Raw genomic sequence first — 14,031 nt, 5'->3', positions numbered from 1 at the left:
CGGCGAGGATCGACCCATGACTGCGCGCACCATCGCCATCCTCCTGTTCGACGGGGTCGAGGAGCTCGACGCCGTGGGCCCCTGGGAGGTCCTCGCCTTCTGGACGCAGAACTTCCCGGACGACGACTGGCGGGTCGTCACCGCGAGCGTGGGCGGCGAGGCCATCACGGCCGCGAAGGGCATGGTCATCACGCCGACGACGGCCCTCGAGGAGCTGGAGCGGATCGACGTGCTCCTGCATCCGGGTGGCCGCGGCACCCGCACCCTCTATCGGGACCCCGAGCACCTCGAGCGCATCCGCCGGGTAGCCGGCGATGCGGAGCTGATGACGAGCGTGTGCACGGGCTCGCTGGTCTACGCGGGGGCAGGCCTCCTGCAGGGACGCCCTGCGACCACGCACTGGCGGTCACTGGACCTGCTGCACGAGATCGACCCGAGCATCGACGTGCGCGGCGGGCAGCGCTGGGTGGACGACGGCGACGTGGTGACCTCGGCCGGGGTCTCGGCGGGGATCGACATGGCGCTGCACCTCGTGGGACGGCTCGTCTCCCCGACGCGGGCGATCGAGGTCCAGCGCGGGATCGAGTACGACCCGGCGCCGCCGCGCTGGGACGAGGACTCGTCGGGCCCGGGAGCAGCGGAGCGTCCTGGCAGCTGAGCACGAGACGACTCCAGGCGTCGGCGGGCCTGGGAGCGCTCGTCGGAACCTCCGCGCCCGCGGCGACTATCGCAGGTGCTCGTCGAAGAAGACGCGTATCCTCTCCCAGGCGTCGGCGGCCGAGGCCGGTTCCGGCCCGGCGTGCATCGCGCGCAGGACGGGCCGGATGACCACGGGGCCGTTCCGGTGATCGTTGAGGAAGGCGTGTCCGGCGTCGGGGTACTCCTTCACGTCCCGCTTCACGCCGTACTCCTCGAGGGCGGCGTCGAGTCGGTCCGCCGTGCCCCGCAGCATCCGGTCCCGCCCTCCGTACGAGGCCACGATGGGGCAGGAGTTCCGCAGCACCGAGAGGTCCTCGGGCAGCTGGCCGTAGTTGTCGGAGCTGGCGCGGTAGCGGCCGGTCGTGCCCAGCAGCAGCGCGAAGCCGCCGCCCATGCAGAACCCGATCACGCCGACGTCGCCGGTGCACTCCTCCCGGTCGGCGAGCGCCGATCGCGACGCCTCGAGGTCGTCGAAGGCGGGCCCGTGGCCGCGCCCGAGGGCGGTCGCCACGGCGCGGATGCAGCGGATCGGGTGCCCGCGGTAGAGGTCGGGGGCGAGCGCGAGGAAACCCATCCCGGCCAGGCGGTCCGCGGCGCCGCGGGTCTCGTCGTCCAGGCCCCAGGCCTCGTGGATCACGAGCACGCCGGGCCACGGCCCGTCACCGCCCTTCGGCACGGCGAGGTACCCCTCGAGCTCCGCGGTCTGCGCCCGGGGCGAGTCGATCTGGATGGTGGGCATGGGGCACCTCCGCCGTTCGGAGATCCGAGGCTACTCCGGCCCGTACCTCCCGGAGCCGGCTACGGCGACGCCCCCACCCCGAACCTGGCCCGTCGCCCCGCCACCCTCTTGACAACCTACAACCAACTGGTTGTACATTCTGTCCATGCGCACACCCACGGAGGACCGCACCGACGCGGTCTTCCATGCGCTCTCCGACCGCACCCGGCGCGACATCCTGCGCCGACTGCTGGGAGGGGAGAGCTCGGTGTCGGCGCTGGCGCCGATGTACGAGATGAGCCTGACCGCGGTCCAGAAGCACGTGAACGTGCTGGAGCGCGCCGGCCTCGTCACCAAGCGTCGCCGGGGGCGGGAGGCTCTCGCCCGGGGCGACGTCGAAGCGGTCCGTTCGGCCGCTCATCTGCTGCGCGAGCTCGAGGAGCTCTGGCGCGGCCATGTCTCCCGGATCGACGGCCTCGTCGACGCCGGCTCCCAGGAGGAGGACGACCATGCCGGTCACCGACATCAGCACTGACCTCGACGCCCTGACCATCACCATCACCGCCCGGTTCAACGCGCCCGTGGAACGGATCTGGCAGATCTACGCCGACCTGCGCCAGCTGGAGAAGGTCTGGGGACCGCCCACGTACCCGGCCACGTTCGTCGACCACGACCTCACGCCCGGCGGGCGCATGACCTACTACATGACCAGCCCCGAGGGCGAGAAGTACGGGGGCTTCTGGGAGATCCTCGAGGTCGAGGAGCCCCGCTTCTTCCGCTACCGCGACGGCTTCGCGGACGCGGAGAACGACTTCGCCGTCAACACCGACCTCCCGGTCGCCGAGAACACCGCGACCTTCGAGGCAGCCGATGGCGGCACCCGCGCGGTCTACGTGTCGGTCCATCCCTCGCGCGAGGGCCTGCAGCAGGTCCTGGACATGGGCGTCGAGGAGGGCTCGCGCGAATCCATCGACCAGATCGACGGGCTCGTCGCGGGCTGAGCGGAACGGGGGCCGGGCCGGGTCAGTTGTCCGGCTCGTCCTCGCCCGGCCCCTCCCCCGCACGGGGCCGGAGCAGGGCAGGTTGGAGGTCGGTCGCCGTCCCGCGCCGGTAGAGCGCAGGGCGGGGATCGGCCTCCGCGGTGTGCTCGTCGGCCACGATGAACCCGTCGGTCGAGAGGACCTTGCGGATGAAGCCCCCGCGGTCGGGAGCGACGCCCCACACCGCCCCGTACACGCTGCGCAGCTCGGCGAGGGTGAAGGGCTCGGCGAGGAACTGCGTGGCCAACGTCGTGTACTCGAGCTTCGCGCGCACCCGCTCGAGGGCGTCGGTGAGGATCTCGCGGTGGTCGAACGCGAGCTGCGGGGCGTCGGGGTCGCCGAGGATCTCCTCGACCACCCACCAGCGCGCGAACGCGGCGTCGTCGCCCGCCGTCGGGTCCGGCAGGTCGGGGGCGAAGGCCACGTGCGCCACGGAGACCACGCGCATGCGGGGGTCGCGGTCGGGCGTGGAGTAGGTGCGCAGCTGCTCGAGGTGATAACCGGCGTCCTCCATGCCGGTCTCCTCGACGAGCTCGCGGGAGGCGGCGGTGGCGGCGTCCTCGTCGGGCTCGATGAAGCCACCGGGCAGCGCCCAGCTGCCCTCGAAGGGGTCGGATCCGCGCTGGACCAGCAGGACGCTGAGGGCCCCCGAACGGATGGTGAAGACAGCGAGGTCGACGGTGACCGCGAAGGGCGGGTACTTGCCGGCGTCGTAGCCGGCCGGAGCGGTGCTGCCGGGCATCTCAGGCATCCTTCCGGGGGGCGGGGGCGGGTTCGGCGGGGGCGGCTTCGGCGGGCGCGGGAGGTCTGCCAGGTGCGGAACCGTCGCCGGAGGACGTGCGCGTCACGGCGATGCCATCGCGAGTGAGCGCGGCGGCGGTCTCCTCGTCGACCTCGGGGTGGACGGCGGCGGTGAGGTCGCCGAGCACCCTCACGCTGCCGACCCCGGGCAGGGCGGCGAGGTCGCGGGCGCTCGCGGCGACGCAGTAGTCGAACGCGAGGCCGGCGACGTCGAGGTCACCGGTCACGAGGCTGCTGAGCTCGTCGTCGACCGCGGGACTGCCGCCGTCGACGCCCGCCGCGCGCCCCTGAGTGAGGCTGTAATCGGGTCGCCCCTCACCCTTGACCACGTGCACGACCTCGGTGCCGGCGCCGACGAGCCGCTCGAGCGCCCCGAGGATCGCCGGGTGGTACTCGGCGCCGTGGGTGCCCTGCACGCAGTGGACGGGCCAGGTGTCCTGGAAGTCGGGCTGCTCGGGCGCGAGGGCGAAGTGGCCACCGTTGTCCCCCTCGGCGAGGTGCCAGTCACGGGAGAAGACGATCCGCCGGTACTCCCCGGCGTGCTCCGCGAGGTGGGCGGCGATGCTCTCGGCGACGACGTTCCCGCCGGTCAACCCCAGGGCGCCGCCCTCGCAGAAGTCGTTCTGGACGTCCACCACCACCAGGGTGCGGGTCGCGTCGGAGGGTGTTCGCGCGCGAACGTCCTCGCTGCCGGTGCCGGTCTCCCAGCGCTCGCTGACCCGGTAGGCCTGGCCCTCGCTGATCTCGCGGGCCCGGGCGGGCAGCGAGTCCAGGGCGCTCGCGGCGACCCGGCGTGCCTCCTCCGCGCTCGCGACGTCGGCCGCGATCCCGTCGCGCACCAGGTCGACGTGCAGCGGCCTCGCGCCGTCGGGGATGCTGCCGTCGAGGGTGAAGACCTCGCGGCCGTCGGGGAAGCGGGAGACGGTCTTCTCGCCGCCGGTCGACCCCTTGTCGGCCGAGAGCTTCTGGACGCTGCGCAGCGATGTCCCGGGGCCGTCGCCCACGGCGACCAGCTTGTAGACCATCCCGGCGGTGGGGTGGTCGGAGCCGGTGGCCACCCGGGTGCCGACGCCGTAGCCGTCGATCGGCGCACCGGCGAGGTGCACGAGCGCGTACTCGTCGAGGTCGCTGGTCACCGTGATGCGGGTGCGCGTCGCCCCGAGAGCGTCGAGCTGCTCGCGGGCGGCGCGGGAGACGGACATCAGGTCACCGGAGTCGATGCGCACCGCCCCCAGCTCCTCTCCCGCGACCTCGACGGCGGTGCGGATGCCCTGCTCGATGTCGTAGGTGTCCACGAGCAGCGTGGTGCCCGCGCCGTAGGTGGCGACCTGGGCGGCGAAGGCCTCGCGCTCGGTGGGGCGGGCCAGGGTCGCGGCGTGGGCCGCGGTCCCGGCGACGGGCACCCCGAAGCGTCGGCCGGCCTCGAGGTTCGAAGTGGCCGAGAAGCCTGCGATCCAGGCGGCGCGGGCGGCCGCGACGGCCGATTCCTCGTGGACGCGGCGCGAGCCCATCTCGATCAGAGGCCGCTCCCCCGCGGTGATCACCATCCGCGCCGCCGCCGAGGCGATCGCGGAGTCGAAGTTGAGCACGGAGAGCACGATCGTCTCCAGCAGCAGGCACTCCCCGAGGGTGCCGTGGACCGTCAACAGAGGGGTGTGGGGCCAGTACAGGCTGCCCTCGGGCAGCGCGGTGATGGTCCCGGAGAAGCTCCAGGTGCGCAGGTACTCCGCGGTGGCGGGCGTGATCGCACCGACCTCCTGCAGGTACTCGAGCTCGTCCTCGCGGGGCCGGAAGTCCTCCAGCAGCGGCAGCAGACGGCCGATCCCGGCGAACAGGCCGAAGCGCCGGCCCTCGGGAAGACGCCGGGCGAAGGCCTCGAAGACCGCCTCGTGGTGGACGCTGCCGTCCTCCACCATGGACGAGAGCATCGTGTACTCGTACATGTCGGTCAGCAGCGCCGTGCTGCCCGTGCCGCGACGCGACGCGGATGACGTCATGAGCGATCGCCCTTCATCGGTGTCGTGGAGACCGGACCCCTGGTGCTCCCGGGCCCGTCGATGGTCCCGGGCAAGGGTATCGCCGTGCGTCGCCTCCTGCCCGCTCCGTCTCCCGAACCTGCCGCGCCATCGAGCCCGACGGGCAGTCTGAACGAGAACCGGACACGCGGGCGGAGCCACGGTGTTGGATGGAGCCGATGAGCATCGACGACTGGTTCCTCGACAGCACCGAGCGCGACAACCCCTTCACGCGCCTGGACCACCGCCACGGCGGCCGCGCGCACACCAGCGGCAACAGCGGGAAGGTGCACGTGCACGGCGCCGAGTACTTCGCGCGCCTGCGCGAGCTGATCGAGCAGCAGCAGGCCGGTGACCTGATGATGTTCACCGACTGGCGTGGCGATCCCGACGAGCGCGTCGGCGAGGACTCGCTGACGATCGTCGAGCTGATCGCCGCCGCGGCCCGCCGCGGCGTCATCGTCAAGGCCCTGTTCTGGCGCTCCCACCTGGACACGATCCACTACTCCGAGGCCGAGAACCGCAGCCTCGCCGACACGGTGCGGGAGGCGGGCGGCGAGGTCCTGCTGGACCAGCGCGTGCTGCCGCTGGGCTCGCACCATCAGAAGTTCGTGGTGCTGCGCCATCCCGACCGCCCGCACCTGGACGCCGCCTTCGCCGGGGGCATCGACATGTGCCACACCCGCCGCGACGACGCCCGTCACCACGGGGACCCGCAGACGGTCTCCATGGGAGAGGTCTGGGGGAAGACCCCGGCCTGGCACGACATGATGCTCGAGGTGCGCGGGCCTGCCGTCGGCGACATCGAGGCGACCTTCCGGGAGCGCTGGGACGACCCGACGCCGCTGACCCTTGACATCTTCTCCCGTGCGGGCGCGGTCCTGCACCGCGACGACGGCCACGGCGATCCGATGCCGCCCCAGACCCCGGACCCGGAGCCCACCGGTGACCTGCACGTGCAGGTGCTGCGCACCTTCCCGCCCCGGCAGCCGCGCTACCCCTTCGCCCCCTCCGGCGAGCGGAGCATCGCCCGCGCCTACTCCAAGGCCGTCCCCCGCGCCGAGAGCCTCGTCTACGTCGAGGACCAGTACGTATGGTCGCCGCTGGTCGCGAGCTGCTACGCCCGGGCGCTGCGGGAGCATCCGGGGCTGCACCTGGTGATCGTCCTGTCCACCTACACCACGGCCGACACCACGATCGCCAATGCCAGCGCGATGAGCGCCCGCAACGCCGCGCTCGACCTGCTGCACGAGGCCGGGGGCGATCGCGTCCACGTCTTCGGCATCGAGAACCACGAGAACGTCCCGGTGTACGTCCATTCCAAGGTGTGCGTGGTCGACGACGTCTGGATGACGGTCGGCTCGGACAACATGAACCTGCGCTCGTGGACCTACGATTCCGAGCTGACCTGCGCCGTCATCGACGGGGTGGGCGACGGCCGCGCACCGCGCTCATTGCGCGAGGACGGCGAGGAGGCCGGCGCCCTGCCCCGCGCCGTGCGCCTCCAGCTCGCCCGCGAGCACCTGGACCGGCCCGACGGCGAGGACGAGGACCTCGTGGACCCGGAGGCCATGGTCCGGGCGTTCGAGGAGTCCGCGGCCCGGCTCGACGCCTGGCACGAGGGCGGTCGGAGGGGACCGCGCCCCGCCGGACGGTTGCGCCGCTACGTCCGCCAGCAGATCCCCCGGAAGCAGCAGGCCCTCGGCCGCGTCGTCTACAAGCTGGCCAACGACCCCGACGCGCGGCCCCGCACGCTGCGGGGGACCGACCGGTTCTGACCGGGAGCGAGCGAGCGCTCGCCGCGGGTCATCTCCCGAGCAGTTCCCGCATCGTGCGCAGGAAGCGCTCGGCGTGGTCCTTGGTGCGGGTCTTCAGCACGATCTGCGAACCACCGCGCAGATGGACACGCAGCTTCCCGGACAGCAGCGTCGGTGTGTAGTCGACGTTCACGACCTCGGCAGCGGGGGCTCCCTCGAGGATCTTCCAGGACCCGAACGCACGGCGCCGGGTGAGCACGACACGTCGGTCGGTGGCCAAAAGCAGCGGCGTCGTGTCGTTCTGGATGTCCCCGACCTTGACGTCGAGAACGGTCTCGTCAGGGGCGAGGACTCGCTCCGGCAGATCGATGGCGAGTGCATTCCTCGGCTCGTCATGGCGGCGAAGGATCGCGAAGAACGTCTTCTCGGCATGGGTCGGGTCGGCGAGGCTCATGTCCACACGGTAAGCGTCCCGGGACCACACGCCTCCGCTGACAGCATGGGGACTTGTCCCCATTCCCTGATGCAGCGACTACGGCTACCGTCATCCGCAAGCGGACCAACAGCATGAGGGGCACACGATGAGCGGCGGGTTCTACGGCGCGGACACCGAGCAGCTGCGTCAGTACGCGCAGCGGATGAGCAATCGAGCAACGTCGCTCGAGGACTTGCGTTCAAAGTTGGACCCTCTGGTGATGGACGAGTCCTCCTGGCAGGGCCCGGATGCCGACCAGTTCCGTTCGACCTGGTCGAGCGGCGTCAGTTCCTCCTTCCAGGACGTCGTAGAGCGCTTGCGGCAGAGGAGCCGCACCCTGGGTGACCAGGCCGACGAACAAGATCAGGCCTCCGACGGAGACAGAGGGTCGTCCCAGGGCTCCGGGGGTGGTGACGGATCCGGCGAGGGTTCGCCGTCTCTGTGGGACCGCCTGATGAGTGGCAAGGACATCTACAACAAGATGCAGACGGTCTTCTCGAAGAGCAAGAAGGCGTTCGATCTGCTCAAGGACGTCTATCGCGGATCCCATGCACTCGACGCGATCAAGGATCCGATCACAGCCCTGATGGCCGCGGGCATGTACGGGAAGAGCATCACCTCGAAGGTCTTCAGCAGCACAAAGGAATACGGCGTCCTCGCCCAGAAGATCGCAGGGCAGTTACACCTGCCCACCGGATTCGGCAACAAGAACTTCTTCGGGTGGGCCGACGATCTCGCGGGCAAGGTTCCCTTCCTGACGAAGGCAGCTCCGTTCGTCGGCAAGGCCCTGCCCGGGATCGACGTCCTCACGGGCGGCTACCAGATGGTCTCGAGCATCAAGAGCGGCGACACGTTCCACGCCGTGACCGGCGGCGCATCTGCGCTCGGTGGAGGACTGATGCTCGCGGGAGGCGCGATGTCCGCAACGGGCGTGGGCGCGGTCATCGGCGGCCCGATCGCCGCGACAGGAGCCGTCATCGCCGGCGGGGCGGCCGTCGCCGATCTGGGAAAGCTTGCCTGGGACCACCGTCAAGAGATCGCCGAAGGGCTCGGGAATGCGAAGGATTGGGCGGTCGACACTGGCAAGGACATCGCCAGCGGCGCAGCCGACGTTGCCTCCGATGTCGGCGATTCCATCGCCGACGGAGTCTCCGGGGCATGGCACGGCGTCTTCGGCTGATGCCCCGCCGGCGGCCGGGCGCCCCGATGTTCCCGTACATGCTCTCGAGATGACACTCGGATCTGGAAGGCTGGCCCCATGACGACCCCGAACAGCGCGACCGTCCCCGCTGCTGCCCCCGCCATCACCGAACGCGACATGCTCGGCGCGCTGGAGGTCCTGGATACCGCGAGCACCGATCCAGCCGAGCTGATGATCCTCACGGACGAGGAGATCGTCGGCCTCGACGGCGGCGACTCTCTCGAACTGCTCGGTGGCCCCTATCTCGCTCAGCCCGGGATCGACGCCGATGCATCCGCGGCCTCAGCTATCCGGTCGCTCGCGGCTCGACATCTTCTCACGCCGACCGGCGACGCGAGCGACCCCGAAGGTGACTTCGTCGTCGGTGACGAGGAGTCCCCTCGCAGACCCTTCCAGCTCGATCGTGCCCTGGCCGGTGTGCTCGCCCTGCGCCGCACCCCGGAGGTCATCACGACGATCGCCAGGACCCTTGCTGGTGGCTCCACGACGCTCGGCCACTATGTGTTCCCGGGCGGTGGTGTGCTCGAGGAATACGTGACGGTGGACGGTTTCCATCACTTCAGCGTCCCTGATCTCAGCGTCGTGCCCCAGCGTGTCCATGCGTTCGTCGATCCGTTCGAGGATGCTTCTGAGGACGGAGACGTCGAAGTCTTGACCGTCCCCGGACCGGACGTGGATCAGGTTGTCGAGGGTGCACGATCGTTGTCGGTTCTGACGGTCGTCGCAGAGGAAGCCGGGGCGCAGGCCACCGTCATCGCCTTCCCCGGTAGAGTGCGGGTGCTCGACAACGGTCCGATCCGAACCGACGACGATCCTGTCGGCTGCGAGATCTCCGACGTGTCACCCACCGGTCTCAGGTCCATCATCGAAGCCCTGACGCCGGGACGCAGCGCCGATGATGCAGGCGAGCCCAACGACTCCCGCGCGGGCTCTGGCCCTTCCGTCCAGTGAGGCCGCGCGCGACGAGGTCAGTCGGGTGATTCCCCCGCCAGTAGTCTCCTGACCCTCTCCACGAACCGCCCGGCCTGGTTCTTCGTCCTCGTGCGCAGAGTGATGGAGGAGCCGTCGCGCAGGTGGACCCGGAGCTTCCCCGACAACAGCGTCGGCGTGTAGTCCACGCCTGAGACCTCGGACGCCGGCGCCTCCTGGAGCACCGTCCACGAACGCACCACCCGCTCCTTCACCAGGAGCACCCGCCGGTCAGTGGCGATCAGCAGGGGATTCGTGTCGGACTTCGTGTCCCCCACCTTCACGTCGATCACTCTCTCCTGAGGGTCCAGGATCTTCTCCGGGAGATTGAGGTCCCAGATGTCCCGTGGCTCGTCGTTGCGGCTCATCACCGCGAAGTAGGTGCGCTCGGCGGGGGTCGTCCGATCCTGGTCCATGGCGGACAGGCTACAGAGGGCGGTGGCCTCGATCGCCGTAGGGGTCGTGAGGGCCTGGCCGATCCAACGGGCCGAGGGATGCCCCGAGAGGGAGTCCCTCGAGCCGCCCGGTCCTCCGTAGGGTCTCGGACATGGACAATCGCAGCGAGGTCCGGGAGTTCCTCATGTCGCGCCGGGCGCGGATCACCCCTGCCGAGGCGGGGCTCCCCGAGCACGGGAACCGCCGGGTGCCCGGGCTGCGCCGCAGCGAGGCCGCGGAGCTCGCCGGTCTGAGCGTCGAGTACTACGCCAAGCTCGAACGCGGTGCCATCGGCGGCGCCTCGGCCGGGGTGCTCGAGTCAGTCCCGCGAGCGTCGCCGACGTTCGAGGGCGACCGCGAGCAGCACCGAGCCGATGCCCACCACGGCACCGATCGCGGTCTCCGAGACCCGGGCCGCGAGCAGGGCTCCCACGGGGCGTGGGTTCGCGAGCTGCACCATGAGCAGAGCCAGCGGCGTGATGAACACCAACGCGAGCGAATAGTTCCGCAGCACGAACATCTCCGCGAGGAACTGGAAGAGGATCACCCACACCAGCAGCTGCCATGGCTGACTGGGGAAGGACAGCAGGAAGGCGGTCACGCCCACGCCCAGGGCGGTGCCGACGATGCGGTGCAGGCCGCGCTCGACCTGCAGGCGTCGGCCGGGGGCCGAGAGCGGGACGACCGCCGCGACCTGCGCCCAGTACGGGGAGGGGATGCCCGTGGCGGCGGCGATGATGCCGCTGACCAGAGCCGCGAAACCGTAGCGGGAGAATTCCTGGCGGCGCATCGCCCCCGTGATCCCGACCGTCTCCGGGAGGGCTGCATCCGGATTCGCCTCACCGGTCCATCGGGCCAGGAACCCCAGCACCACGCACCACAGCGCGGAGGCGCCGGCGATCAGCAGGGCCAGCCAGAACGGCGCGACCGAGGGCGCCGAGGCGACCGCGGTGGTCGCGAACACGGGGAACACGGCACCCGTCGGCCGCATCCCCCGGCTCATCACGATCACGGAGCCGATGGCAGCGGCCAGAGCGCCGATCACGGTGGTCAGCCCGAGGTGGACGGCGCCGCCGAGGACCCCCGCGGCGGCGAGCTGCGCGATGAGCGCCCCGACGCCCACGCAGATCGTCAGCAGCAGGCCCACGGTCGCGTGGTGGCGCAACCGGGTGGCCGTCGGCACGTAGCGGGCGTAGATCGAGGTGAAGGCACCGAAGGAGGCGAACAGCGACCACTGCACGTGACCGGTCAGCAGGAGGATCACGAGGGGCGCGGCGAGCGAGGCAGCGATGCGCACGGCCGGTGCGAGATCGGCGCGGCGGGGACCGATGGTCACCATGCTGCGGCCGATCGATGCCAGGTGGGGACCGAGGGAACGGGGATCGGGATCGGGGTCGGGGTCGGGAGCAGACGAACGCACGTCCATCGACGATAGGTCGACGATGCAGGCCAGGCCATGCGGGGGCGGCCAGGTGCTCCCAATCTCTCATGGTGCTCGACCGCTCGATAACGGGCGACCGCCGAAGGGCGAGCGCCCGGACGAGGCCGCCGGTCGCTGCGGATCCAGCCATCGGCGCTCCGGGGTGGGATGATGAGGCGCCCGGCCCGAGCGCCGGTGTGCGGAGTGCCCGGCGGCGTCGCCGTCGGCCCCGTGATCCCCGTCCCTGCAGCGCGGTGCGCCCGCGTGACCACACATCCCGGAGGCGACGATGTCGTCCACTGCTCCCCCGCCCGTCGAGGGCTCCTCGACCACGTCGCGCCCGTCGGCCGGACCCCGCGCGCTCGTGGAGACCACCGGCATCGAGATCATCGCCGAGGCCGAGCGCACCGCGAAGCCCCATCAGCTGTTCTGGCCGTGGTTCGCCGCCAACGTGTCGGTGTTCGGCATGAGCTACGGCGCCTACGTGCTGGGCTTCGGGATCTCGTTCTGGCAGGCCGTGGTCGTCGCCGTGGTGGGGATCGTGGTGAGCTTCGCCCTGTGCGGGCTGATCGCGATCGCCGGCAAGCGCGGCAGCGCCCCCACGATGGTGCTCTCGCGCGCGGCCTTCGGTGTGCACGGGCAGAAGCTGCCGGGGATCATCTCCTGGTTGACCTCGATCGGCTGGGAGACCTCGCTCGCGATCTCGGCCGTGCTCGCCACCGCCACCGTGTTCCAGGCCCTCGGTCTCGCCTCGGGGACGACGGTGCTGGTGATCGCGACCCTGGTGATCGCGGCGATCATCGTCACCGCCTCGGTGCTGGGCTACCACACGATCATGCGCATCCAGTCGGTGCTGACCTGGGCGACCGGCGCCATGACGGTCCTGTTCATGATCCTCACGATCCCGCACATCCACTGGTCGGCCGTGGCCTCGATGCCCTCGGGCTCGCCGCAGGCGATGGTCGGCGCGCTGGTGATGGTGATGACCGGCTTCGGCCTGGGCTGGATCAACATCGCCGCCGACTGGTCGCGCTACCAGCGCCGCTCCACGTCCGACGGCGCGATCATCGCCTGGAACACGATCGGCGGATCCGCGGCGCCCGTGGTGCTGGTGATCTTCGGACTGCTGCTGGCCGGGTCCGACGAGGACGTGATGGCGAAGATCGGCGACGACCCCGTCGGCACGCTGGTGACGCTGCTGCCCCTGTGGGCGCTGATCCCCTTCTGGCTCGTGGCGGTGCTGACCCTGGTCTCCGGCGCGGTCAACGGCATCTACTCCTCGGGGCTGACGCTGCTGAGCCTGGGCATCCGCATCCCCCGGCCGGCCGCGGCCTTCGTCGACGGGGCGATCCTCACCGCGGGCACGATCTGGGTGGTCTTCTTCGCCGATGACTTCATCGGCCCCTTCCAGAGCTTCCTGGTCACGCTCGGGGTCCCGATCGCCTCCTGGGCGGGGATCCTGATCGCCGACGTCCTCACCCGCCGCACCGACTACGACGCCGAGGCCCTGTTCGACCCCCGCGGACGGTACGGCGCATTCGACGGCACCTCGATCGCGACCCTGCTCGTCACCTCCGTGATCGGCTGGGGCCTCGTCGTGAACCAGTACTCCGATGCCTCCTTCAACGACTGGCAGGGGTACCTGCTCGAGCCCCTGACCCTGGGCACCTACGTCGACGCGCCCGACGGCGCCTACTGGGACGGACCCTGGGCGTACTCGAACCTCGGGGTGCTGCTCGCCCTGGTGCTGTCGTTCGTGATCACCCTGGTGTTCCGCCGCGCCCGGATCCGTCGGCAGGAGATCGGGCTCGAACGGCGCGTCCGCTGACCGGACGTGTGGTGCGGCGCAGCCTCCCTCGCCTAGCCTGGCCACCCGGCCGACTGACCGGCACGCCAGCAGACGAAGGAGTCTCATGAGCACCACCGAACCGTCCGCCGCGCCCTGGCTCGTGGTCGTCGACCCGCAGCGGATCTTCGCCGACCCCTCCTCGAAGTGGGCCTCTCCCTACTTCGATCAGGTGATGGAACGGATCGCGCTGCTCGGGGCGCACGTCGGCCCCGAGCGCACCCTGGTCACCCGATGGCTGCCCACCGCCGACCGCGCGGGATCCTGGGGCGGCTACTTCGAGGCCTGGCCCTTCGCCGACGTCCCCGCCGAGGACCCGCTCTACGACCTCGTCGGCCCCGCCCAGCGCCTCTCCTCCCGCCCGAGCATCGACGAGCCCACGCTCGGGAAGTGGGGTGCTCAGCTCGAGGAGATCGTCGGCAAGCACCCCCACCTGCTGCTCACGGGTGTCTCGACCGACTGCTGCGTGCTCACCACAGCCCTCGCCGCGGCCGACGCCGGGGCCCACGTGGACGTCGTGACCGACGCCTGCGCCCCCTCGACCGGCGAGAACGGCGCAAAGGCCCTCGAGGTCATGGGCCTGTTCGGCCCGCAGGTCTCCCTGACGACCTCGGCCGAGGCGCTCCGGGAGCCCGCCGCCGCGTGACAGTGTGGA

14 protein-coding genes and 1 pseudogene are annotated in these 14,031 nt (G+C 70.8%); 9 read left to right on the top strand and 6 right to left on the bottom strand.

The window, feature by feature from the left end; translation table 11 throughout:
- Positions 1 to 16 precede the first annotated feature (16 nt).
- Positions 17 to 658, top strand: coding sequence for a DJ-1/PfpI family protein (locus tag DEO23_RS09565; protein ID WP_109275800.1), 642 nt, complete (start codon positions 17 to 19; stop codon positions 656 to 658).
- A gap of 66 nt (positions 659 to 724) precedes the next feature.
- Here the strand turns inward: DEO23_RS09565 and DEO23_RS09560 are convergent, their stop codons facing one another.
- Positions 725 to 1,438 carry a dienelactone hydrolase family protein gene (locus DEO23_RS09560; RefSeq protein WP_109275799.1) on the bottom strand — a complete coding sequence of 238 codons (714 nt, stop codon included), beginning with the start codon at positions 1,436 to 1,438 and terminating at the stop codon, positions 725 to 727.
- 145 nt (positions 1,439 to 1,583) lie between these two features.
- Here DEO23_RS09560 and DEO23_RS09555 point away from each other — a divergent pair, with 145 nt between their 5' ends.
- Both DEO23_RS09555 and DEO23_RS09550 read left to right on the top strand, forming a co-directional pair.
- Positions 1,584 to 1,952: an ArsR/SmtB family transcription factor gene (locus tag DEO23_RS09555; RefSeq protein ID WP_109275798.1), complete on the top strand. Its 369-nt coding sequence runs from the start codon at positions 1,584 to 1,586 to the stop codon at positions 1,950 to 1,952.
- Complete coding sequence (locus tag DEO23_RS09550) at positions 1,927 to 2,418, top strand: SRPBCC family protein (protein WP_109275797.1); 492 nt, start codon at positions 1,927 to 1,929, stop codon at positions 2,416 to 2,418. Before DEO23_RS09555 ends, DEO23_RS09550 begins: the two co-directional genes overlap by 26 nt.
- Positions 2,419 to 2,440: 22 nt before the next feature.
- Here DEO23_RS09550 and DEO23_RS09545 read toward each other — a convergent pair whose 3' ends face one another.
- Entirely contained in the window at positions 2,441 to 3,199 is a 759-nt protein-coding gene (locus DEO23_RS09545) for an NUDIX hydrolase (protein WP_109275796.1), read from the bottom strand.
- A 1-nt stretch (position 3,200) separates the two neighbouring features.
- Entirely contained in the window at positions 3,201 to 5,255 is a 2,055-nt protein-coding gene (locus DEO23_RS16565; protein WP_109275795.1) for a nicotinate phosphoribosyltransferase, read from the bottom strand.
- A 197-nt stretch (positions 5,256 to 5,452) separates the two neighbouring features.
- Between DEO23_RS16565 and DEO23_RS09535 the strand changes: the two genes are divergently transcribed.
- Complete coding sequence (locus DEO23_RS09535) at positions 5,453 to 7,051, top strand: phospholipase D family protein (protein WP_109275975.1); 1,599 nt, start codon at positions 5,453 to 5,455, stop codon at positions 7,049 to 7,051.
- Between the two features lie 28 nt (positions 7,052 to 7,079).
- Here the strand turns inward: DEO23_RS09535 and DEO23_RS09530 are convergent, their stop codons facing one another.
- Entirely contained in the window at positions 7,080 to 7,484 is a 405-nt protein-coding gene (locus DEO23_RS09530) for a PH domain-containing protein (protein ID WP_165831793.1), read from the bottom strand.
- Between the two features lie 241 nt (positions 7,485 to 7,725).
- Here DEO23_RS09530 and DEO23_RS09525 point away from each other — a divergent pair, with 241 nt between their 5' ends.
- Positions 7,726 to 8,685 carry a hypothetical protein gene (locus DEO23_RS09525; RefSeq protein WP_420808021.1) on the top strand — a complete coding sequence of 320 codons (960 nt, stop codon included), beginning with the start codon at positions 7,726 to 7,728 and terminating at the stop codon, positions 8,683 to 8,685.
- A 138-nt stretch (positions 8,686 to 8,823) separates the two neighbouring features.
- On the top strand, positions 8,824 to 9,657 hold the full coding sequence (locus DEO23_RS09520; protein ID WP_133249862.1) for a hypothetical protein: 834 nt from the start codon (positions 8,824 to 8,826) through the stop codon (positions 9,655 to 9,657).
- Positions 9,658 to 9,674: 17 nt separating this feature from the next.
- Here DEO23_RS09520 and DEO23_RS09515 read toward each other — a convergent pair whose 3' ends face one another.
- Positions 9,675 to 10,091 (bottom strand): PH domain-containing protein, encoded by a 417-nt coding sequence (locus tag DEO23_RS09515; protein WP_109275791.1) that lies wholly within the window; start codon positions 10,089 to 10,091, stop codon positions 9,675 to 9,677.
- Positions 10,092 to 10,222: 131 nt separating this feature from the next.
- Between DEO23_RS09515 and DEO23_RS09510 the strand changes: the two are divergent.
- Positions 10,223 to 10,439: pseudogene (locus DEO23_RS09510) on the top strand (transcriptional regulator); the annotation flags it as partial.
- Here DEO23_RS09510 and DEO23_RS09505 read toward each other — a convergent pair.
- Positions 10,430 to 11,530, bottom strand: coding sequence for an FUSC family protein (locus DEO23_RS09505; RefSeq protein WP_240613332.1), 1,101 nt, complete (start codon positions 11,528 to 11,530; stop codon positions 10,430 to 10,432). The pseudogene DEO23_RS09510 and the gene DEO23_RS09505 sit on opposite strands and share 10 nt — an antisense overlap.
- Before the next feature lie 289 nt (positions 11,531 to 11,819).
- Between DEO23_RS09505 and DEO23_RS09500 the strand changes: the two genes are divergently transcribed.
- Both DEO23_RS09500 and DEO23_RS09495 read left to right on the top strand, forming a co-directional pair.
- Positions 11,820 to 13,358 carry a purine-cytosine permease family protein gene (locus tag DEO23_RS09500; RefSeq protein ID WP_109275789.1) on the top strand — a complete coding sequence of 513 codons (1,539 nt, stop codon included), beginning with the start codon at positions 11,820 to 11,822 and terminating at the stop codon, positions 13,356 to 13,358.
- An 85-nt stretch (positions 13,359 to 13,443) separates the two neighbouring features.
- On the top strand, positions 13,444 to 14,022 hold the full coding sequence (locus DEO23_RS09495; protein ID WP_109275788.1) for a cysteine hydrolase family protein: 579 nt from the start codon (positions 13,444 to 13,446) through the stop codon (positions 14,020 to 14,022).
- Positions 14,023 to 14,031: the final 9 nt, after the last annotated feature.

The sequence above is a fragment of the Brachybacterium endophyticum genome (assembly GCF_003130585.1).
Lineage (GTDB): Bacteria > Actinomycetota > Actinomycetes > Actinomycetales > Dermabacteraceae > Brachybacterium > Brachybacterium endophyticum.
The sequence above is the reverse complement of the archived record's forward strand: the minus strand, read 5'-3'. Positions and strand labels throughout refer to the sequence as shown.

Excerpts from the sequence above, each read along its gene's own strand:
- DEO23_RS09550 (WP_109275797.1), top strand. The coding sequence starts at position 1,927 with ATGCCGGTCACCGACATCAGCACTGACCTCGACGCCCTGACCATCACC.
- DEO23_RS09545 (WP_109275796.1), bottom strand. The coding sequence starts at position 3,199 with ATGCCCGGCAGCACCGCTCCGGCCGGCTACGACGCCGGCAAGTACCCG.
- DEO23_RS09560 (WP_109275799.1), bottom strand. The coding sequence starts at position 1,438 with ATGCCCACCATCCAGATCGACTCGCCCCGGGCGCAGACCGCGGAGCTC.
- DEO23_RS09500 (WP_109275789.1), top strand. The coding sequence starts at position 11,820 with ATGTCGTCCACTGCTCCCCCGCCCGTCGAGGGCTCCTCGACCACGTCG.
- DEO23_RS09495 (WP_109275788.1), top strand. The coding sequence starts at position 13,444 with ATGAGCACCACCGAACCGTCCGCCGCGCCCTGGCTCGTGGTCGTCGAC.
- DEO23_RS09535 (WP_109275975.1), top strand. The coding sequence starts at position 5,453 with ATGAGCATCGACGACTGGTTCCTCGACAGCACCGAGCGCGACAACCCC.
- DEO23_RS09525 (WP_420808021.1), top strand. The coding sequence starts at position 7,726 with ATGGACGAGTCCTCCTGGCAGGGCCCGGATGCCGACCAGTTCCGTTCG.
- DEO23_RS16565 (WP_109275795.1), bottom strand. The coding sequence starts at position 5,255 with ATGACGTCATCCGCGTCGCGTCGCGGCACGGGCAGCACGGCGCTGCTG.
- DEO23_RS09515 (WP_109275791.1), bottom strand. The coding sequence starts at position 10,091 with ATGGACCAGGATCGGACGACCCCCGCCGAGCGCACCTACTTCGCGGTG.
- DEO23_RS09530 (WP_165831793.1), bottom strand. The coding sequence starts at position 7,484 with ATGAGCCTCGCCGACCCGACCCATGCCGAGAAGACGTTCTTCGCGATC.
- DEO23_RS09565 (WP_109275800.1), top strand. The coding sequence starts at position 17 with ATGACTGCGCGCACCATCGCCATCCTCCTGTTCGACGGGGTCGAGGAG.
- DEO23_RS09520 (WP_133249862.1), top strand. The coding sequence starts at position 8,824 with ATGCTCGGCGCGCTGGAGGTCCTGGATACCGCGAGCACCGATCCAGCC.
- DEO23_RS09555 (WP_109275798.1), top strand. The coding sequence starts at position 1,584 with ATGCGCACACCCACGGAGGACCGCACCGACGCGGTCTTCCATGCGCTC.